Genomic DNA, 20,848 nt, shown 5'->3' on the forward strand with positions numbered 1-20,848 from the left:
CAGGAGGAACCGTGGGCTGGCTCGATGCCCAATCCGAAGCTGGGCACGCGTCCGGGTACCAGGTGCGGCTCGGGGAGAACGGGCGCGTCCAGTGCCGCAACGGCAAGGGCAAGGTGCTCTCCTCGGTGCCCGCGTCGCTCAAGGACGACCCGAGGGTCGTCCAGCTCCGCCAGCTCGCCGAGTGGCTGTCCCGGCACCGCGCCGAGTGCCTGTCCACCGTGGACGGCTGGATGGTGCGCTCGCTGCCGGTGCCCGCCGCGCTGATCACCGAGGTCTGGGCCGACGCGGCGTGGGCGGACGCGCTGCGCGACCTCGTCGTCACGGCCGATGACGGCGGCGGCCCGGAGACCGGGTTCCTGCGCGACGCCGACCCCGAGCGCGGGCTGGGCCTGGTGACCCTCGAGGGCGACACCCGCCGGCTGAAGCCGGAGGTGGTGGGCATCCCGCACCCGGTGCTGCTGGAGGACCTGGAGGAGCTGCGCGAGTTCGGCGCGGAACTCGGCGTCGAGCAGCAGGTGCAGCAGCTGTTCCGGCAGACCTACGCCCGCCCGGCCGAGCCGACGGGCAAGACGTCCGTCGACGACTACGCCGGCGGCCGGTTCGAGCAGCTCAACCACGCGCTGGGCCGGTGCCGCACGCTCGGCTACCCGGTGCGCGGCGGCGACGCGGTCTACTCCGCGTTCGAGGACGGCCGGGTCGTGGAGGCCCGCTACTGGCTCGGCTCGGACTACCCCGAGGGCGAGACGTGGACCGGCGAGCTGCGCTGGTCGCTGGAGGACGGAACCGCGCTGCCGCTCGCCGACGTCGGACCGGTCGCGTGGTCCGAGGGGATGCGCATGGCGGCGGCGGTCCACGCCGGTCGCGTCGTCGAGGAAGCTGTGGTGGCCCCGTGAGCGAGCTGAGCCCGAAGACCCTGATCTCGGCCGGGGCCGTGCTGCCCGGCGCCGGCGACGTCGGCGAGGACCGCGACACCGTCACCGCCCGCCACTACGCCCACGAGGGACTGGACGGCCGCGTCGTGGTGCGGCTGGTGCCCGCCGTCCTCGGCCGCGCCGAGGACCTGACCTGCGAATACCTCGGGTTCGACGCGCCCGTCCGGGTCGCCGACGTCGGCACCGGCAAGCGCAGCGCGCTCGGTTTCCCCGCCTGGGCCCTGGTGCACGACCCGGCCAACGGCCACCACGCGCTCAACCTGGTCAAGGACGTCGAACGGCTCGCCCGCACGGCCAAGTCGCGCGCCGGCGCGGCGAAGGACGGGTTCACCGCGCTGGGCGCCATGCTCGGCCGGTCCGCGCCGCACTTCCTGCCCACCTTCTACGAGCAGGCCGGGCGGATCTTCCTGCAGCACGGCAACACCAGCTACGCGGCGAGCATGTTCGGCAAGGCCCGCGAGGCGGAGGAGGTGCACGACCTCGCGGTCGACCCGGAGCGCACGCGCGAGGTGTTCCTGGAGTTCGCGTTCGCCGGCGCGCTGACCGCCAAGGCGCTGTCCGCGCACGCCAAGGGCCTGGCCCGCAAGCACGACCCGGACGCGGCCTACGAGCTGTTCTTCACGCTGTGCGTGGAGCGCACCCGCGGTGGCCTGCCGCCGTACACGGGAATGCCGGAAGACCTGCGGCGGTTGGCGAAGGCGGCCAAGCGCGACCTCGGGACCGAGGACCAGCGGCTGCTGCGCGCGATCCTGGACAGTTCCGCGATCAGCCGCGCGGGCGGCGCGTTCTGGAAGTCCTACCGCGCCTCGCTGGTGGCGTTGGCGAAGGGCGACGCGGAGGTGCGCGGCCGGCTGCTGGCGTTCGTGCCCGACTCCGAGTCGGTGCTCGACCTGTGGCTGGACATCCTGACCGCGTGCGGCGCGACCCGCGCGCTGATCGGGCCGGACGAGGTGGAGGCGAACCCGGCCGAGTGGCTGTCGTCGGTCCTCGCGGTCCGCTCGTCGGGGTGGCGCGGCACCGCGCGGTCGGTGCGGCTGCTGGAGCTGGTCGAGGCGATGGCCGGCCGGCTCGTGGCCGACGGCGTGCCGGTCCGCGCGCTGCGCTACTACCGCCAGGGCGACCTGGACGTGCTGGACCTGCTGGTGTCGCACGACGTGCCGATCGCCCGCGGCCGGCGGGACGACCAGCAGCTCGACGTCGCCGGGTGGCTGGCCGACGACGATCCCGGCCGTCGGGACCTCGCCGCGCTGGCCGCGTCCGAGCGGTTCGGCGCCGCGCTCGGCGCCGGGTTCATCGTCCACGCCCGCTCGCAGACCCGTCCGACGGCCGTCGCGCCGGACGTGCTGTCCGCCGCGATGGCCGTGCCGGGTCTGCGCAGCGCGCTGGGCGCGTGGATCGCGGCGCGGGTCGGGCACGACACCGCCGTCGGCCTGCCCGACCTCTCCGACCACCTCGGCGAGCTGTCCGTCGTGCGGCTGCCCGAGGCGTACGTGGACGTGCCCGAGGCGGCCGAGTCGCTCTCCCGCACCGACGTCGCCGCGGCCCTGCACCGGACGTTGCGCGCGGGCCTGCTGGACGAGCTGGGGTGGCCCGCCCTGGAGGAGGCCGTCGCACGCCTGGCCTCGGTCGGGACGCCCAAGGACGACGGCGTCGTGGTGTGCGGCGAGGGCTGGCCCGCGCTGGTGCTGCGCCGCGGCGAGACGTTCGTGGTGGTCGGCCCGGACGGCGTGCTCGCCGAGCACGTCTCCCGCATCCCGGCCGACGCCCGGCACCGCTGGGGCTTCGCGCCGACCGGGTCGTGGTTCGACGGTGTGCTGCTCGTGCGCTGGCACGGCCCGGACGGCGAGCTGGCGTACTGGAGCGACGCGCCGGACCACGTGTTCGCGCCCACCGAGGGCAGCCGGAGCTACTCCCGGCACGAACTGGCGAGGGCGTCCATCGCCCTGCCCGGCGGCGGCCGGTTCACCGGTGAGCGGGCCGTGCACCCCGGTGACACGGTCATGCCGGCGCCGGCGGACGCGCACGGCGACGGCACCACCTTGTGGACCGGCGCGTTCCACGACCACGCGTGGCGCTGGTTCGAGGTCGACCCGGCGACCGGCCGGCGCGGTCGGGCGAGCCTGCCCCGCTTCATCGAGGACTTCGCGGCCGACGGCGCGTCGCTCGAACTGGCCCAGTGCGACCTCCGGCCCGCCGTCCCCGCGACGCAGGCCAGTCCGCTCGGGGCGGCCGACGGCCTGCACGGCTGGCGGGTGCGCCGCGAGGCGGACGGCTCGTGCGTCGGCGAGGGCGTGGACGGCCGCCGGGTCCGGCTGCCCGGCGCCTTCCACACCCCGACCGGTGTGCTGCGGCTGCCCGGTGGCGCGGAGCTGACGCTGGCGTCCAGCAACCGGACGATGGTCGTGCTCGACGCGGAGGGCGTCAGGCTGGCCGCGGTGTCGGCCACCGCGCAGCACCCGCCGTACGCGACGGGCACGCCGTTCGTGCCGCCGCTGGAGTGGTGGCACCTCCTGCGACCGCGGGACGAGGCCGGTTCCGCCGCGCTGCGCGGCGTGACGCGCGAAGCCGTGAACCGGATGCTCGCCGCCGCCCGCGCGGAAGGGCCGGACAAGCGCACGATCCGCGAGCGGCTGACGGCGCTGGTCAAGGGCGAACGCGGCGGGCTCGCCGGTGTCGTCGCCGCCGCGCTGCCCGGCCTCACGCACCCCGCGCTGATCTCCGGGGTGGTCGACGTGGTCCGCCGGGCCGCCGAGCTGGAGCGCTCCTACCGGGGCTACGGCGAGGTCGCCGAGGCGGCCCGCGCGGTCGACCCGGTCCTCGCGCCCACCGGGCCCGACGTCACCGAGGACGAGGTCAACGCCGCGCTCAACTGGTTCGGCGGCTACCGGTCCTACAACTCGCGCGGCCTGGTGCCGACCGGGCTGCCCGCGTTGATCACCGCGCTGGGCGAGGCGGTCGCCCGGACCGAGGCACGGGACCTGCCGCTGTCGAACGCGCCGCGCTGGTTCGACGCGCTGCCGCACCTGGCCGCGCTCGCGCACCGCGCCGCGTCACCGCTCACCCCGGACGACCAGCGGGCCGCGCTGGCGCTCGTGCTGCGGTCGGTCGCGGACGGCGGCCTGGCCGACGGCGCCGGGCACTGGCGGACCGTCGGCGTGGTCGTGCACAAGGGCGAGGCGAGCCCGAAGGACCGGGTCGTGCCGGTGCGCGACGGGTTCATCGCCCTGTTCGAGACCCAGTGGCGCAACGACCCGGGCAGCCGGTTCGACGGCCTCCAGTTCAGCCGCACGCCCGGTGCGTTCGACCTGCCGAAGGGCTGGCACGTCGAGTCGGCCCAGGAGGTCCGCCACCCGTTCGGGCCCGAACGGGTGGCCAGGTTCCTCGACGCGCTCGCCGAGCGCGGCCCCGCGCCGTGGTTCCCGGAGGCGGTGCCCGCGCTGGTCGAGCTGACCGGCCTGGGCTCGGCCGAGGCGACGTTGCTGCTGGCCGGCCTGCCCGGCGTCAGCCGGTGGGACGCGAACTTCCTCGCGACCGCCGACCGGCACCTGCTCGGCCTGTCCTCGGGCGCCGCCAAGGCCGCCAAGGAGCGGTTCCGCGGGTTGGCCGACTCGTTCCGGCTCGAACTGGTCGCCGCCGCCGTGCCCGCCGACCCGACCGACCTGTGGACGAGCGGCCCGGACGTGGCCGCGGTCGCCGAGGTGTGGACCGCCGCGCACGGTCGGCGGTCGCCGGTGCCGGACGACGTGCTGGTGGACGCGGTGAAGCTGCTGAACCTGCGCAACGCCGGCGAGTACGTGGCCGGCTTGGTCAACCCGGACCTCACGCCGTGGCTCGTCGTGGACGCCGACCTGACGTTCACCGGCTCCGGGCTGGAGGCCCGCCACCCGGACGGGTTCGACCGGGCGGCGCTGTGGGCGGTTCCGGAGGCGTTGGGGTGGCTGGCGCACCGGCTGCCGGCCGGTTCGCCGCTGCGCGCCCGGCTGCCGGAGGCGCTGGCCCTGGCCCGGCAGCGGGTCGCGCACCCGCGCTTCGCCCTCGACCTCGGCCGGTGGGTCGAGCTGGAGCGCGTGTGCGCGCTGCTCGGCGTCGACCTGCTCACCGAGGACGGCGTCCACGAGTACCACGACTGGCTGGAGCTGGCCCGCGCGGGCGACGTGTACTGCCGCCTGGTGGTCAGGCCCGGTCTCGTCGAACCGGCCGACCGGGAGCTGTTCGTCGCGTTGACGGCGCTGGCCGGCGGGCAGGACGTGCAGCGGATGCTGGACCGGCTGGCCGACGACCGCCTCACCGCCCTGTGCGCGGTCCCCGCGCCCGAGGGCGTCGACCCGGCCGCCTACCACCAGGACCCGATGGTGTCCGTGCCCGCGCTGGTGGCGGAGGTCGCGGCGCGGTTCGGGCTGACCGAGGACGCGGCGGCGCTGTACCTGCAACTGCTCGCCCTGCCCGACCCGACGGACGCGAACGTGGCCAGGTGGACCGGCTGGAAACCCGCGCGGCTGCGCCAGGCCCGGACCGCGCTCGCCGCGACCGACCTGGTGCTCACCGCGAAACGCGCCAGGGCCGGGCGGTCGCTGTTCCTGCCCGGCGGGTGGCTGGCCCTGTCCGCGCCGCACCTGCCGCTGGAGGGCTGGAAGGCGCCGATGTTCGACTACGCCAACGGGCAGCCCGGCGCCATCGTGCCGCGGGAACCCGTCGCGGACCTGTTCGCCCGCGCCTGGCAACGGGTGCTCGACGGCGACGCGCCCGCCTACGAAGAGCTCAGGACCGGAGGACGCAAGTGACCGCACCCAGGCAGGTCGAACCCGCCGAGGACGCCTTCCGCGAGGAGTTGGCGTTCCTCGCGGCCTACGACAGCGGGCCCCGCCCGCCGGGGTGGCGGCTCACCCCGCGTGCCGTCGTCACGTTCGTGATGGGCAGCGGCGACCCGCTGGCGCTGCCCAAGGGCGTGTCGGTGGCCGGCGTGCCGAACCGGCTGGTGATCGGTACCAAGTTCGTCGGTGAACGGGCCCTGGTCGAGCGGGCCGTGGTGACGCTGGCGGGCGAACGCGGCCTGCTGCTGGTCGGCGAACCCGGCACCGCCAAGTCGATGCTGTCCGAGCTGCTGGCCGCCGCCGTGTCCGGCAGCAGCCAACTGGTCGTGCAGGGCACCGCGGGCACCACCGAGGACCAGTTGCGCTACGGCTGGAACTACGCGCTGCTGCTGGCCGAAGGCCCGAGCCCGCGCGCGCTCGTGCCGTCACCGGTGCTCACCGCGATGCGCGGCGGCGGCGTGGTGCGCGTCGAAGAGGTCACCCGGTGCCTGCCGGAGGTGCAGGACGCGCTGGTGTCGATCCTGTCGGACCGGCGCATCGCGGTGCCCGAGCTGTCCGCGCCCGAATTGGCGGGCCCGGACGGCGCGACCGTGCACGCCGCACCCGGCTTCACCGTGATCGCCACGGCCAACCTCCGCGACCGGGGCGTGTCGGAGATGTCGGCGGCGTTGAAGCGGCGGTTCAACTTCGAGAACGTCGGGCCCATCGGCGACCTGGCGGCCGAGACGGCGTTGGTGCGGCGGCAGGCGAGCGCCGCGCTGGCCCGCGTGAGCGCGCCGTTCGCCGTGGACGACGTGGTGCTGGAAGTGCTCGTCACCGCGTTCCGCGACCTGCGCAACGGCGTGTCGGAGGAGGGGTGGGCGGTCGAGCGGCCGTCCACGGTGATGAGCACGGCGGAGGCGGTGTCGGTCGCCACCTCGCTGGGGCTGGCCGACGCGTACTTCCCCGGCGACCGCGACCCGCTGTCGTTGCTGCCCGGCCACCTGCTCGGCGTGGTCCGCAAGGACGACCCGGGCGACGCGGCCCGGCTGCTCGGCTACTGGGACGGAGCGGTGCGGCGGCGCGCCGAGACCGGCGCGCGCACGTGGCGGCGGCTGTGGGAACTCCGTGACGTCCTCGATGCGTGAGCTGGCCGAGCACCGGCACCCTCACCTGATCGGGGTGCGGCACCACTCGCCCGCGCTGGCGGCGGTGGTGCCCGCCCTGCTCGACCGGTTCGCGCCGGAGGTGCTGCTGGTCGAGCTGCCGGAGGAACTGGGGGAGTGGCTGCCGTTCCTGGCCGATCCCGACCTGGTCGCGCCGGTCGCGCTGTCCGGCGCCTCGCCCGACGGCGACCTCGCGTTCTACCCGTTCGCGGACTTCTCACCCGAGCTGGCCGCGATCCGGTGGGCCCGCCGCCACGGCGTGGAGGTGCGGCCGTGCGACCTGCCGCTCGCGGCGCGCGGTGACGGGCACCGGCAGCCGCAGCGGGGCGCGTCGCCGTTGACCGACGCGTTGCGCGGCGCGACGACCGGCCGTGACGGCGACGACCTGTGGGACCGGCTGGTGGAGGCCGCCGCGCCCGGCCAGACGCCGGAAGCGGTGCGGCGGGCCGCGTTGATGGTCGGCTGGGCGTTGCGCCAGGACGCCGAGAGCGTCGGCGTGGACCCGTACGACCTGCGCCGGGAGGCGTGGATGCGCCGGGTCGTGCAGGGGGTCGACGGCCGGCGTTGCGCGGCGGTGATCGGGTCGTTCCACGCGGCGGCGCTGCTGGACGGGCCGGTGGACTCCTCCGTCCCGGCCGCCGGTGACGTCGTCACGTCGTTGGTGCCCTACGGGTTCGCGTTGCTGGACGAGCGTTCCGGCTACCCGGCGGGCATCCGCGACCCCGAGTGGCAGCAGGCCGTGCTGGAGGCGGCGGGCGACCCGGAGGCGGTGGAGGCCGCCGCCGCGTCGCTGATCGTCCGGATCTGCGCGCGGGTGCGGGAGCTCGGCCACCCGGCCGGTCCCGGTGAGGCGCGGGAGGCGCTGCGGCTGGCGATCGACCTGGCCCGGCTGCGCGGCCTGCCCGCGCCCGGTCGCGGCGAGCTGGTGGAAGCGGTGCAGACCGTGCTGACCCACGCCGAGCCGCTGGGCCGCGGCCGGGTCGTGGCGCGGGCCGCCGGTGACGTGCTGGTGGGCCGCCGCACCGGGGTGCTCGCGCCCGGCACGCCCCGGTCCGGTCTGGCGCCGGCGGTGGAGGCGCTGGTCGCGTCGCTGCGGCTGCCCGGTCCGGACTCGCGCGAACCGGTGTCGTTGCGGCTGGACCCGTTGCGGTCGGACCTGGACGCGCGGCGGGAGGTGGCGTTGCGGCGGCTGACCGTGCTCGGCGTGACCTACGGCGAGGAGACCGCGACCACGGGCGTCGGCGGTGGCGACGCGCTGACCACCCGGTGGACGGTGGCGTGGACCCCGGCGACCGCGGCGACGCTGCCGGTGGCCGGGTTGTGGGGCGCGACGCCGGAGCTGGCCGCGTTCGGCCGGCTGCGGGCCCGGCGCGCCGAACGGGAGAAGCGGGGCGGGCACACACCCACCGCCGTGTTGGGCGATCTGCTGGACGCGGCGCTGTGCGGGTTGCCCGCGATGGTCGACGCGCTGCTGACCGACGCGGCGACCGTGCTGCCGTCGTCGGGGACGTTGCGGGAGCTGTTGGCGGGGCTGGACCTGCTGGACCGGTTGCGCGCCGGTCACGTGCCCGGCACCCCCGGCGACGTGCTCGACGCGCACCCGTTGTCGGCGCTGGAGCTGGAGACGGCGGCGGTGGCGCAGCTCGACGGGCTCGCCGGGTCGGAGGACGTCGCCGACGCGCGGGCGCTGGTGGAGCTGGGCCAGCGGCCGGGGGTGCACGGGCTGCGGCTCGAGGCGTGCCTGCGGTCGTTGGCCGACTCGGGGACGCCGCTGATCGCCGGTGCGGCCGGCGCGGCCCGCGTGCTGCTCGGCCTGGTGCCCGCTTCGGTGCTGGGCGAGCGGGTGGCGTCGTGGGTGGACGGTGCGAGCACGCCGGAGCGCCGGGGCGTGCTGCGGCTCGGGCTGACCGGGGTGCTCGCGGCGGCCGGGCCGTTGCTGGAGACGCCGGAGGCGCTGGCACCGCTGCTGGACCGGGTGGAGGGCTTGGCGGACCGGGACTTCCTCGCCCGGCTGCCCGCGCTGCGCGGCGCGTTCACCTCGGTGGGGCCGGCGGCCCGGGCCCGGGTGCTGGCGGTGGTCGAGGAACGCACCGGTGACCGGGTCGACGCGGCGGGCGCGACGGATCCGGAGCTGCTGGCGGTGTGGTTGGACGCCGAGCACGCGGCGGTGGACGCGTTGCGGGCGCACGGCCTGCTGCCCGAGCGGAGGTCCGTCGGCGGGGCCGGGTCGACTGCCGAGCCGGCTGAGCCGACTGCTGAGCCGGCCGTCGACGGTGCGTCGGCCCGGTCCCACGTGGGCGAGCTGCCCGTCGGCGTCCGGTGGCGGTTGGTGCTCGGGGCGAACGGTGAACGCCCGGCCGGTGCGGCCCGGTACGCGGCGGCGCTGGACGAGCTGTACGGGCGTGATCGGGGTGAAGGGGCGGCGCGCGGTGACCTCGGCGCGGACCGCTCCAGCCCGTTCCCCGACGTGCGCGAGTGGTCGGAGGAGCTGCGGGACCTGTTCGGCGAGCACGTCCGCGAAGAAGTCCTGGCGGCCGCCGCGGAAGGCGGGCGCTTGGAGGCGGCGCTGGAGATCGACCCCGGCTCCGTGCGGCCGTCCGTCGACCTGTTGCGCAACGTCCTGTCGTTGGCGGGCGGGTTGTCGGAGTCGGCGCTGACCCGGCTGCGGCCGTTGGTGGCGCGGCTCGTGCGCGAGCTGACCGACCAGCTGGCCAACCGGGTGCGGCCCGCGTTGACCGGGATCCAGCTGCCGACACCGACCCGGCGGCCCGGCGGTCGGCTGGACCTGCCGCGCACCCTGCGGGCCAACCTCGCCACCGCGCGCCGCGCCGCGGACGGCCGCGTGGTCGTCGTGCCGGAACGCCCGGTGTTCCGCACCCGCGGGCGCAAGTCGAACGACTGGCGACTGGTCCTGGTGGTGGACGTGTCCGGCTCGATGGAGGCCTCCACGGTGTGGTCGGCGCTGACCGCGTCGGTGTTCGCCGGGGTGTCCGCGCTGTCGACGCACTTCCTGGCGTTCTCCACCGAGGTGGTCGACCTGACCGACCGGGTGGCCGACCCGTTGTCGTTGCTGCTGGAGGTGCGGGTGGGCGGTGGCACGCACATCGCGGGCGCGTTGCGCCACGCCCGTTCCCTGGTGACCGTGCCGGAGAGGACGATGGTGGTGCTGGTCAGCGATTTCGAGGAGGGCGGTCCGGTCGGGCCGCTCGTCGCGCAGGTCCGGGAGCTGGTCGCCTCCGGGGTGACGGTGCTCGGCTGCGCGAGCCTCGACGACCGCGGCGTCGCCCGCTACTCCACGTCGGTGGCGGGCGCGCTGGTCGCGGCGGGCATGCCGGTCGCCGCGCTCAGCCCGGGTGAACTGGCCCGCTGGGTGGGGGAGAAGGTGCGCGGATGAGCGTGCCCCCGGTGTTCCCGGCGGTGGTGGCCGATGTGCTCGACGCCCTGCCGCCCCGCCTGCGCAAGCGGGTCGACGCGTCGCTCGGGCGCGTGGCCGAGTGGACCGTGACGGCGGACGCCGACACGGCGACCGCCGCGCTCGACGCCGAGACCACGCTGACCTGGACGTTGCGCCGAGGTGTGCTCACCACGGCCGACGACCTGGTGTGCAGCTGCCTGATCGCGCCGAAGTGCCTGCACCGCGGTGTCGCCGTGGCCGCGGCCGACGTCGCGGGAGGGGACCAGGAGCCGGTCGAGGTCCCCGGCGAGCCCGTGCCCGGCGAGCCCGTGCCCGACGCCGTCGAGGTGACGTCCGACGACGAGCGCGCGGCGGCGGGCGCGCTGTGGGAGGCCTGCGGGACGGTGCTGCGCGCCGGGGCCGCGGGCAGCGGCGCGGTGGTCCGGGCCGGACTGCTGCGCGCCGTCCACGTCGCACGTGTCGCGGGCCTGCACCGCGCCGCCGCGAACGGCCTGCGCATCGCCGCCGCGCTGGCCGCCGCACGCGCCGGCGACTCGTCGTTCGACCGCGAAGCGCTGACCGCCGAACTGGTCGAGCTGATGCTGCTCTGCCACGACCTGCGCACGGGCGTCGGCCCGACGGCCGTGCTGCGCGGCACCGCCCGGCGCGAGTACCGCCCGATCGGCTCGCTGCGCCTGCACGGCCTGTGCACCGAGGTGGTCGTCGCCGCCTCCGGCTACGCCGGGGTGGTCACGCACCTGGTGGACGACGGTGGCGTGCTGTGGACCGTGCCCGCGATCATGCCGGGCGGCGCGGAACGGGTCGCCGCCGCCGCGAGCGGGCCGGTGGCGATCGGGGAGTCCGGGCTCAGCCAACGCGAACTGGGCCGCGGGGGTCTGCTGCTCTCCGGCGGCACGGCGTCGGCCGACCGCCGCCTCGGCGCGGGCAAGGCCGTCCGCGCGGTGGCCGCGTCCGCCGCGTCGTGGGACGAGCCGCCGTTGGCCGGCTTGTGGGCGCGACCGCTGCCGGACCAGGTGGCGCGCGCCTTCCACGCCCACACCGAACCCGAGGCCCACCGCCCGGCCGGCGCGGACCTGCTGTTCGTGACGGGGACCGTGCTCGGCGCGGCGGGCGACGCGCTGCGGCTGGCCACCGACGGGGCCGGGGTGGACCTCGTCGGCGACGGCGACCGGGCGCGCGAGAACCTGCGGGTCCTCGCGAACGCGCCCGGCCTGCGGCTCCGCGCCGTGGCGCGCCTGCTGCCCGACCGCCCCGGCACGGCCGTCGCGCTGGCCGTCATCGGCGACCTCGACCTGCCCGCCGACCTGCGCCACCACGTGGACCTGGGCCTGGACCGGCTGCAACGCTCCCACGTCGCCGGGGACGGCGCCCGCGAACTCCCGCCGCGACCGGAGCCGGCCGAACGCGTCCCGCGTCCGGCGCGCCCGCTGGAGAACGTGCTGCACCGCATCGCGCTCGGTGGACGCGCGGTGGCGGCCGTCGCCTCGGCCCGGCGCGAGGTGGCCGCCCTGACCCGCGACGGCCTCACCACCACGGCGGGCCTGCTGGCCGACCTGGCGGACGCCTCGCGCGACCGGGACCGGGACGCGTTCGGCCGGGTGGTGCGCGACGAGGGCGACGACTTCCCGCTGGCGTGGCTGCGCGCCGGCCTCCACGTCCGCGAGTTCACCCGTGCCGCCGCCAAGCGCGCCTGGCTGACCGAGGTGGGGGCCAAGTGAGGTGACGTGACGATCACCGGCATCGGCTCCCGCGCTGGGCGTCCGGTCGAGCGCGAGCGGTGGGCGAAATGACGTTGATGGCCGCCCGGCGCGGTGACTACTGTTCGCCGGGTGACCAGTCCCGAGTCGGACAGAGCGGAGCCGCCGATCGCCGGCGGCGAGCTGACCGACCGGTGACCCGCCGGTCCTGATCGCGATCGCCCGTCGGCGGTCGGCACGCGCACGCACCTGACCGCGCACGCCGACCTCGGAGTCGATCCCCTTGCCTGTCTTCGTCTACGTCCTCGGCCTTGCCGTGTTCGCGCAAGGCACCTCGGAGTTCATGTTGTCCGGCCTCGTCCTGGGCATCGCCCGGGACCTGTCCGTCCCGGTGGGTGCGGCGGCGAGCCTCACCTCCGCCTACGCCATCGGGATGATCATCGGCGCGCCGGTGATGGCCGCGCTGAGCGCGCGGTGGCCGCGCCGCCGCGCGTTGGCGGGGTTCCTGGCCGCGTTCGTCGCCGTGCACGTGCTCGGCGCGGTCACGACGGACTTCGCCGTCCTCTTCGGAACCCGGATCGTCGCCGCCATCGTCAACGCGGGGTTCCTCGCCGTCGCGATGTCCGTCGCGACCGCGCTCGTGCCCCCGACCGGGCAAGGCCGCGCCACCGCCGTCCTGTTGGCGGGCATCACGTTGTCGTGCGTCGCGGGCGTGCCGGCGGGCGCGCTGCTGGGCGACTGGGCCGGTTGGCGCTCGGCGTTCTGGGCGGTCGCCGCGCTGTGCGTGCCCGCGTTGGCGTTCGTGTTCCGATCCGCGCCGGCCGACGCGGCCGATCGTCGCGAGGTGTCGATCAGGCGGGAGGCCGGGGCGTTGAGGTCACGGCCGTTGCGGCGGGCACTGGTGCTCGCGACCCTCGTCAACGGGGCCACGTTCGCGACGTTCGCCTACCTCGCCGTCATCGCCGCGGACGTCGCCGGCCTGCCTGCCGGCGCGGTGCCGGTGCTGCTGGCGGCGTTCGGCGTGGGCGCGTTCGCCGGGGTGACGGCGGCCGGCCGGCTGGGCGACGCGAAGCTCTGGCCGGCGGTGTGCGTCCTGCCGGTCGGGTGGGCGGCGCTGGCCCTGACCGGCGCGCACCCGGCGCCGCTGGTCGCGCTGGCGGTGGTGCAGGGCGCGTTGTCGTTCGGCGTCGGATCGGCGCTGGTCGGCCGCGTCCTGCGGGTCGCGTCCGACGCGCCTTCGCTGGGTGGCGCGTTCGCCACCGTCGCGCTGAACGTCGGCGCGTTCGCGGGTCCACTGGCCGCCGCGGTCGCCACCGGGGCCGCGGGCGACTACCGGGCCGCGCCGTGGGTCAGCGCCGCCCTGGCCGGGGGCGCGTTCGTCGTCATCGGTGCTCGTAGGCGAGATTCGTCCCGGTCACCGCGCGTTCCGCGGTGATCACCGTGTCGCCGACGAGCAACGCGCGGTCGTCCACCAGCGGCGTGCCGTCCTCGCCCCGGCTGAGCCGGCTGCTGGACAGGGCCGGTGAGCCGGGCTCGCGCCGGAGCACGCGGGCCTGCTCGGCGGTCAACGCCACCGCCTGGATCGTCTCGCTGGCCTGCCGCACCGGCCGCCCCGACTCCTCGAGGAGCCGGTACAGCGACTGGTGCCGCAGGGTCTCCACGTCGTCGACGATCCCTGCCGGCAGGTAGGACGTCTGCAACAGCAGCGGGACGGACGCGCCGGGGGAGGGTCGGGTGCTGCGCAGCCTCTCGACCGCCAGCACCCGACCCTGCGCCTGGATGCCCAACCGCGCGCCCACGTCACCGGGCGGCACGACGAGCCGCGCGTCCAGCACCTCGGTCTCCAGCTCGATGCCCTGCTCCACCAGGTCCTGCGACAGGCTGCGCAACCCCGTGAGGCCGTAGGCGAACGCGGGCCGGCGCGCGAACGTGCCGACACCGTGCCGCGTCTCCAGCAGCCCGTCCGCCTCCAACGCCTGGATGGCCTGCCGCACCGTCATCAGCGAGACGTCGAACTCCTCGCCCAGCTCCCGCTGCGCGGGCAGCAGCGCGTCCGCCGGGTACCGGCCGTCCGCGATCCGGTCGGCCAGGACCCGGTAGATCGCCAGGTACTTGGGCATGCGCGGCCCGTGCTCGCGGCCCGTGCGCCGCCCGTCGTCCACCGGTGGGAACCCCCGACTCTCAACCTCCCACGGAGGATAGCGCCCGGCGGAACGCGGCCACCTCGTCCACGACGTCGGCGACCGGCGCGCCGTCGACCAGCATCCGCATCAGCACCGAGCCGATCACGACGCCGTCGGCGTCCGCGCAGGCCTCCAGCGCGTGCTCGACCGTCGAGATGCCGAACCCGGTCACCACGGGCAGCCCGGTCATCCCCTTCACCCGCCGTGCGGTCTCCCGCGCCGTCGTGGCGAGATCGGCGCGCTCACCGGTGATCCGCATCGAGCTCATGCAGTACACGAACCCGGACGACGCCCGCGCGATCTCACGACACCGGTCGTCGTCGCACGAGGGCGCGGCCAGCAGCACCGCCGCGACCCCGACCTCCGCCGCCCGCGCCCGGTACTCCGCCGACTCCTCCAGCGGCAGGTCCGGCACGATCACACCGCGCACGCCGATCGCCGCCAGGTGGTCGAGGAACCCGCTCACGCCACGATCGGGCGTCACCGTCATCGCCACGTTCGCGTAGGTCATGACGACCAGCGGCACGTCGAGGTCGAGCTCGGCCAGCTCGTCCAGCAACGGCCTCGGCCGCCCACCCCGGCCGGCGGCGAGCGCGGCGGCCCGCTGGACCGTGGGCCCGTCCAGCATCGGGTCGGAGAACGGCAGGCCGATCTCGATCGCGTCCGCGCCCGCCTCCGCCGCGCCCCGCACCAGGTCGAGCCAGTCGGGCACCACACCGGCCATCACGTAGGGGATCAGCAGCGGCTCACGCGCGTCCCGCAAACGCCGTTCCAACACGCTCATCGCAGGTGCTCCCTGATCTGCTGGATGTCCTTGTCGCCGCGGCCGGACAACGTGACCAGCACCGTCGACCCGGCTGTCAGCTCGCCGGTCGCGGCGGCGTCGACCACCCAGGCGAGGGCGTGCGCCGACTCCAGTGCCGGGAGGATGCCCTCGGTCCTGGTCACGAGCTTCAACGCCCGCAGCGCCTGCTCGTCGGTCACGCTCGTGTAGTGCGCCCGGCCGGACTCCGCGAGGTGCACGTGCTCCGGCCCCACGCCGGGGTAGTCCAGCCCGGCCGAGATCGACTCCGCTTCGAGCACCTGGCTGTCGTCGTCCTGGAGGAAGTGCGACATGAACCCGTGCAGCACGCCGAGTTTGCCCTTCTCGACCGCGCTGCCACCCGCCGCCTCCACGCCCACCAGCCGGACCGGCGTGTCCACGAACCCGGCGAACGTCCCCGCCGCGTTCGACCCGCCGCCCACGCACGCCACCACCACGTCCGGCAACGCGGCGGGCAGCCGTTCGGCGCACTGGGCGCGTGCTTCGTCACCGATGACGCGCTGGAACTCCCGCACCATCCAGGGGTAGGGGTGCGGCCCCATCGTGGAGCCGACGCAGTAGTGCGCGTCCTCGGTCTCGTTCACCCACGCGCGCAACGCCCCGTTGGTCGCCTCCTTCAGCGTGCCGACGCCGTTCGCCGACGTCACCGGCACGACCTCGGCGCCCAGCAGCTCCATCCGGAACACGTTCACCGCCTGCCGCCGGACGTCCGTGTGTCCCATGTAGACGGTGCAGCCCAGTCCCAGCAACGCCGCCGCGGTGGCCGTGGCGACGCCGTGCTGCCCGGCCCCGGTCTCCGCGATCAGCTTCCGCTTGCCCATCCGCCGGGCCAGCAGCGCCTGGCCGAGCACGTTGTTGATCTTGTGGGACCCGGTGTGCGCCAGGTCCTCCCGCTTCAGCAGGACCCGCACGCCCAACGCCTCGGACAACCGCGAGCACTCCGTCAACGGCGTCGGCCGGCCCACGTACGTCGTGAGCAACCGCCGGTACTCCGCCGTGAACGCGGCGTCGGCCCATGCCTCGCGGAACTCCGCCTCCACCGCCTGCGCGGCGGGCACGAGCGCCTCGGGCAGGTAACGCCCGCCGAACCTCCCGAACCGACCGGCCGCGTCGGGTGCGCGCATCCCGCCGGTCCTGACCACCTCATCGACTGACACTTCTAGAACTCTAGAACTCTGTTCGCCTCCTGGCAAGGGTGGCGCCTCGTCGTCCGGCAGTCGTTCCCGGTGGCGGCCACGATTCAGCCGAGGGGTATTCGCGATGTTCCCGAACAACGTGGAATCCGATCCCGGTTATTGTGCCCTCGTTGAAATCTCCACCGCTTCCGGTGCGGTACGAGATCGCCGGTGGCGGTCGGATTCCCGATCGCCAGGAATGTCCGGTGAGTTTCCCGGTTTCGTGATCGTGCAGCTCGGGCGGTTGCGCGACCACCAGGACGGCGCTAGCCTCCGAACCCAGGGGAGAATGTCAATCGGGTGGGTCGAGCTGTTGCCCGGAACGTTTCCGGGTCGCGCTCGGACCTATTCGCAGTACTTCTGTGATTGTTTCCGGGGGTGGGTCGTGCGCATTGTCGCGTTCGCGGTCGTGCTGATCGTGCTCGGCACCGTGCCCGCCGCGGCCGAGTCCTCCGACGACCGGTTGGCCCGCGCGCTGTCCGGGTCGGTGAGCACCGCGTCCGCGCTGGCGACGCTCGCCGAGCTCGACGCCGCGGCCCGGCGCCACGGCGGCAACCGGGCCGCGGGCACCCCCGGCTTCGAACGATCGCGGGAGCACGTCGAGCGCGTCCTGCGCCGCGCCGGGTACCGGGTGACGGCCCAGCCGGTGCCCTACACGGGGTTCGCCGCCGACGTCGAGGTCTTCACCGCGCCCGGTGGCGCCCGGGTCCGGGCGTTGATGGGCCAGTTCACCCCGTCGGGACAGGTCACGGGCGTGCTGGCGACGGCTGCCGGTGACGGTTGCCAGGCCGCGCACTACCCGCCGGGCACCGCGATCGCGGTCGCGCCCACCGGCGGCTGTCCGACGGTGGACAAGGCGGTGGCCGCACGGACCGCCGGGGTGGGCGCGGTGCTGTTCTACGACGTGTCGCCCGCCGTGGACGCCGTGCTGCGCCGCCGCGTGCCGGGCGCGCCGCTGCCGGTGGCGTTCATCAGCGAGCGCTCCGCCCGGTCGCTGACGCCCGGCGAGGCGTCGCTCGACCTGCGCGGGCACGCCTACGACGACGTCACGGTGAACGTGTTCGCCGAGACCCCGGGCGGCCGGGCGGACCACGTGGTCATGGCCGGCGCGCACCTCGACAGCGCGGTCGACGGACCGGGCGTCAACGACAACGGCACGAGTGCCGCGGCGTTGCTGGAGACCGCTGTCCGGCTCGCGCCGCACCGGGCGCGGGTGGTCAACAAGGTGCGCTTCGCGTTCTGGGGCGCCGAGGAGTGGCTCAACGTCGGCTCGATCCACTACGTGGGCACCCGCACGCCGCGCGAGCTGGCCGCCATCAGCCTGTACCTGAACTGGGAGCTGATCGCCTCGCCCAACTACGTCCACTTCGTCGTCGACGGCGACGACAGCGACCACCCGGGCACCGGCTCGCCGGCCGGACCACCGGGGTCCGGCGCGGTGGAAGCCGTGCTGTCCCGGGGCTACGACGTGCGGCACGTGCCGTTCCGCACCGCGGACCTCGACGACATCCGATCCGACCAAGAGCCGTTCGCCGCGGCGGGCGTGCCGGTCGGCGGCGCGTTCGGCGGGGTGCGCGGCACCAAGACCCCGGAGGAGGCCGCCGTGTTCGGCGGCACGGCCGGGATGACGTACGACCCGTGCTACCACCAGCCCTGTGACGACCTGTCGAACGTCCACACGGGAGCATTGGGCGAGTCGATGAGGGCGATGGCGTGGGCCGTGGGGCGATTCGCGGTCAGGGACGACGACGTGCGGCCCTGACGGGAAGGGAGGTGCTCGCCATGTACTACGTCCACTAGTCGATGACCCATTCCGGTGGGGTGCGCCCGGGCGCACCCCACCACGGCCCGGGGGAGCGCCTTGTCCAGCATCTTCGACCCGTTGTCGGCCACCATGCTCGCCGATCCGCACGCGATCTACGCGCGGCTGCGGGCCGAGGACCCCGTGCACCGGCACGACCCGCTCGACGCCTGGGTCCTCACCCGGCACGACGACTGCACGCGCGTCCTCAAGGACACCGACGCGTTCGGCTCGGACCCCGCCGCGCTCGGCAAGCCGGTGCCCGAGTCGGTGCGCAACCTCCACGTGCTCGACCCGCCCGAGTCGACGCCCGTGCGGCACCTGTTCCTCGGGCTGCTGCGGTCCCGGGAGGCGCTGGTCGGCGAGTCGGTGCGGCGACTGGCGGACGACCTCGTCAAGGACCTGCGCGGGGTGGTGGACTTCGTGCGCGACGTCGCCGAACCGCTCGCGCTGCAAGCGGTCGCGGACCTCTACGGCATCGGGTTCCCGGCCGAGCACGAGCGCTACCGGGAGACCTCGCGCACCATGGTGCTCGGCATGGACTCCGGTCTCGACCCGACCCGGCTGCCGCCCGCCCTCGCCGCGCGCGACACCCTCAACACCCTCATCGAGGGCTGGCGGGAGGGCGCGAAGGCCGGTGGCGTGCTCGACGCCGTGCGGCCCGGCGACGACCGGGTGCTGGTGAACTCGCTGCGCGCGGTGTTCGACGCGGGCTACTCCACCACCGCCGACATGATGGCCAACGCCCTGCACCGGTTGACCTCGCGGCGGTCGTGGACGGGCGCCGAGCTGTCCTCGTTGGACGGCCGGGCGGTGGACGAGCTGATCCGCCTGGTCGGCCCGGTGCAGGCGGTGAGCAGGCACTGCAAGTCCGATGTGGACCTGCGCGGCCGGCGGGTGCGGCGGGGTGACGTCGTGGTCGTCGTGCTGGCCGCCGCGAACCGCGACCCGCTGGTGTTCCCCTCGCCCGACGAGGCGGACTTCGCCCGGCCGGCCAACCCGCACCTCGGCCTCGGTCGCGGTGTGCACGCGTGCTTCGGCGCGCCGCTGGGCCGCGAGGTGCTGCTCACGGCGTTCCGCGCGCTCGCCGCGGTGGGCCGGGTCGAGGCGGCGGGCGAACCCGTGCGGAGGCCGACGGCGACCCAGCGCGGCCTCGACCACCTGCCGCTCCGCATTTCGTCGGACTAGCCACCCGACAGAGTGGACGCACCACCCCGTTCGGCCCACGCGGGCACCTCACGACGCCGCCTTCGGCGCTCCCACCACCGGATTCAGCGTATTCAGCGACGCCGCGCCTCACCCCATCAGGGCGTTGGCCACAGGTTTGGGGACTAGTACGGTCGGACTACCGAGGGTGGCCACCTCTTCTGCCAAACAGTTCGCGGCGCGACCGCGGGTACGACCGGGTGAGGTGGTCTCGATGGCGTTGGACGTTCTCGACCTGCTCAAAGAAGGATTGCCGGACAGTTCCGCGCCGCGGCGGCACGTCGTCGTCGTGGGCGCGGGAATGGCCGGGCTGACCGCGGCCATGCTGCTGAAGGAAGCCGGCCACGAGGTGACGATCCTCGAGGGCCAGAACCGGCTGGGCGGGCGCATCCTCACCCACCGCGGCTTCGCCGGGGACATGTACGGCGAGTTCGGCGCCATGCGGTTCCCCGAGCAGCACCCGCTCGTCTCGTGGTTGATCGACGAGAAGTTCAAGCTCGCCACCAAACCGTTCCCCATGTACGACGAGGACACGTTCGTGTACCTCCAGGGCAAGGGCGTGCGGCGGCGGGACTTCAGCGCCGACCAGTTCTCGTTCGACCTGCGCTCCGACGAGGCGGTGCAATCGCCGCACGACCTGCTGCGGCACACCGTGCAGCCGCTGATCGACATCATGGAGCAGGAGGACGAAGCCAAGGCGTGGCACCGCCTGCTGACCGACTACGACCGGTACACGCTGCTCGGCTACCTCAAGGAGCGCGGCCTCAGCGACGGCGCGCTGTCCATGCTCGGGCCGCTGTTCAACCTGGAGGGCCGCTACCACTTCTCCCTCGTCGAGTGGTTCTCCCACTTCTACGAGGACGTCTTCGGCCACCTCGTCTACATCGTCGACGGCGCCGACTCGCTGCCACGCGCGTACGAGTCGTTGCTGATGGACGACATCCGGCTCGGGGCCCTGGTGCACGGCGTCGACCAGGACGACAGCGGTGTCCGGGTGCACTACCGCGCCGGCCGGCGCACGCAGACGATCGAGGCGGACGAGTGCATCGTGACGGTGCCGTTCGCGAGCCTGCGGCACATGGAGATCGAAGGGCTCGACCCGGACAAGTGGTACGCCATCCGCAACACCTACTACGGCCGGGCGCACAAGCTGTTCATGCAGTTCAGCGAACGGTGGTGGGAGACCTCCTACGGCATCACGCACGGCCTCACGGTGACCGACCTGGCGATCCGCAACATCGTCTACCCGCCGGCCGGCCAGGACACCCGGTTCCGCAAGGGCGTGATGATCGCGTCGTACTGCTGGGAGCAGGACAGCATGCCGTACACGCCGCTGGCCGGCGAGGAGAGCGTCATGCAGGCGTTGGAGGACCTGGTCAAGATCCACCCGGAGGCGCGTGACACGTTCGAGTTCGGCGTCTACAAGGACTGGGCGCTCGACTGGTTCGCGTGCGGCATCGGACCGCTGTTCCGGGCGTTCGAGATGAGCGAGTCGTTCTACGAGGACGTGATCAGGCCGGTGAACCGGGTGTGGTTCGCCAACGACGCGTGCGACCGGCGTCACCGGCGGTGGGTGGAAGGCGCGTTGAAGGCAGCGGTGAAGAACGCCTACGCGATCCACGAAGGACTGCGCGACGAGATGCCCTGGAAGGACTGACCG

Annotated in this window: 12 protein-coding genes; 9 read left to right on the forward strand and 3 right to left on the reverse strand. The window is 74.7% G+C overall.

The features are described 5' to 3' along the window. Nucleotides 1-11: 11 nt before the first annotated feature. The 6 genes from EDD40_RS00265 to EDD40_RS00290 all read left to right on the forward strand — a co-directional run bounded on the left by EDD40_RS00265 (nucleotide 12) and on the right by EDD40_RS00290 (nucleotide 13,435). On the forward strand, nucleotides 12-893 hold the full coding sequence (locus EDD40_RS00265) for a DUF4132 domain-containing protein (RefSeq protein WP_123741099.1): 882 nt from the start codon (nucleotides 12-14) through the stop codon (nucleotides 891-893). Beyond that, entirely contained in the window at nucleotides 890-5,713 is a 4,824-nt protein-coding gene (locus tag EDD40_RS00270; protein ID WP_246037273.1) for a hypothetical protein, read from the forward strand. Before EDD40_RS00265 ends, EDD40_RS00270 begins: the two co-directional genes overlap by 4 nt. Further along, nucleotides 5,710-6,870, forward strand: coding sequence for an ATP-binding protein (locus tag EDD40_RS00275; protein WP_123741100.1), 1,161 nt, complete (start codon nucleotides 5,710-5,712; stop codon nucleotides 6,868-6,870). The genes EDD40_RS00270 and EDD40_RS00275 overlap by 4 nt, the downstream gene beginning before the upstream one ends. Next, on the forward strand, nucleotides 6,851-10,282 hold the full coding sequence (locus tag EDD40_RS00280; RefSeq protein WP_246037275.1) for a DUF5682 family protein: 3,432 nt from the start codon (nucleotides 6,851-6,853) through the stop codon (nucleotides 10,280-10,282). Before EDD40_RS00275 ends, EDD40_RS00280 begins: the two co-directional genes overlap by 20 nt. Further along, complete coding sequence (locus EDD40_RS00285) at nucleotides 10,279-12,021, forward strand: hypothetical protein (RefSeq protein ID WP_123741102.1); 1,743 nt, start codon at nucleotides 10,279-10,281, stop codon at nucleotides 12,019-12,021. The genes EDD40_RS00280 and EDD40_RS00285 overlap by 4 nt, the downstream gene beginning before the upstream one ends. A gap of 262 nt (nucleotides 12,022-12,283) precedes the next feature. Next, complete coding sequence (locus tag EDD40_RS00290; protein WP_123741103.1) at nucleotides 12,284-13,435, forward strand: Cmx/CmrA family chloramphenicol efflux MFS transporter; 1,152 nt, start codon at nucleotides 12,284-12,286, stop codon at nucleotides 13,433-13,435. On the opposite strand, the gene EDD40_RS00295 is transcribed toward EDD40_RS00290, so the two are convergent. The 3 genes from EDD40_RS00295 to trpB are packed head-to-tail and all read right to left on the reverse strand — an operon-like array spanning nucleotide 13,383 to nucleotide 16,130. Then, on the reverse strand, nucleotides 13,383-14,162 hold the full coding sequence (locus tag EDD40_RS00295) for a GntR family transcriptional regulator (protein ID WP_123741104.1): 780 nt from the start codon (nucleotides 14,160-14,162) through the stop codon (nucleotides 13,383-13,385). The genes EDD40_RS00290 and EDD40_RS00295 overlap by 53 nt on opposite strands. Nucleotides 14,163-14,181: 19 nt before the next feature. Further along, nucleotides 14,182-14,967, reverse strand: coding sequence for a tryptophan synthase subunit alpha (trpA, locus tag EDD40_RS00300; protein WP_123741105.1), 786 nt, complete (start codon nucleotides 14,965-14,967; stop codon nucleotides 14,182-14,184). Further along, nucleotides 14,964-16,130, reverse strand: coding sequence for a tryptophan synthase subunit beta (gene trpB, locus EDD40_RS00305; RefSeq protein ID WP_123741106.1), 1,167 nt, complete (start codon nucleotides 16,128-16,130; stop codon nucleotides 14,964-14,966). Before trpB ends, trpA begins: the two co-directional genes overlap by 4 nt. 436 nt (nucleotides 16,131-16,566) lie before the next feature. Here trpB and EDD40_RS00310 point away from each other — a divergent pair, with 436 nt between their 5' ends. The 3 genes from EDD40_RS00310 to EDD40_RS00320 all read left to right on the forward strand — a co-directional run bounded on the left by EDD40_RS00310 (nucleotide 16,567) and on the right by EDD40_RS00320 (nucleotide 20,845). Continuing rightward, complete coding sequence (locus EDD40_RS00310; RefSeq protein WP_246037277.1) at nucleotides 16,567-17,943, forward strand: M28 family peptidase; 1,377 nt, start codon at nucleotides 16,567-16,569, stop codon at nucleotides 17,941-17,943. Nucleotides 17,944-18,042: 99 nt separating this feature from the next. Then, on the forward strand, nucleotides 18,043-19,170 hold the full coding sequence (locus EDD40_RS00315; protein ID WP_211348027.1) for a cytochrome P450: 1,128 nt from the start codon (nucleotides 18,043-18,045) through the stop codon (nucleotides 19,168-19,170). Between the two features lie 232 nt (nucleotides 19,171-19,402). After that, nucleotides 19,403-20,845, forward strand: a complete 1,443-nt coding sequence (locus EDD40_RS00320; protein ID WP_123741108.1) for a flavin monoamine oxidase family protein — start codon at nucleotides 19,403-19,405, stop codon at nucleotides 20,843-20,845. Nucleotides 20,846-20,848 lie beyond the last annotated feature (3 nt).

The sequence above is a fragment of the Saccharothrix texasensis genome (assembly GCF_003752005.1).
In the GTDB taxonomy this organism is placed as follows: Bacteria; Actinomycetota; Actinomycetes; order Mycobacteriales; family Pseudonocardiaceae; genus Actinosynnema; species Actinosynnema texasense.

Coding starts and splice junctions, on each gene's coding strand:
- EDD40_RS00285 (WP_123741102.1), top strand. CDS start 10,279: ATGAGCGTGCCCCCGGTGTTCCCGGCGGTGGTGGCCGATGTGCTCGAC.
- trpA (WP_123741105.1), bottom strand. CDS start 14,967: ATGAGCGTGTTGGAACGGCGTTTGCGGGACGCGCGTGAGCCGCTGCTG.
- trpB (WP_123741106.1), bottom strand. CDS start 16,130: ATGCGCGCACCCGACGCGGCCGGTCGGTTCGGGAGGTTCGGCGGGCGT.
- EDD40_RS00320 (WP_123741108.1), top strand. CDS start 19,403: ATGGCGTTGGACGTTCTCGACCTGCTCAAAGAAGGATTGCCGGACAGT.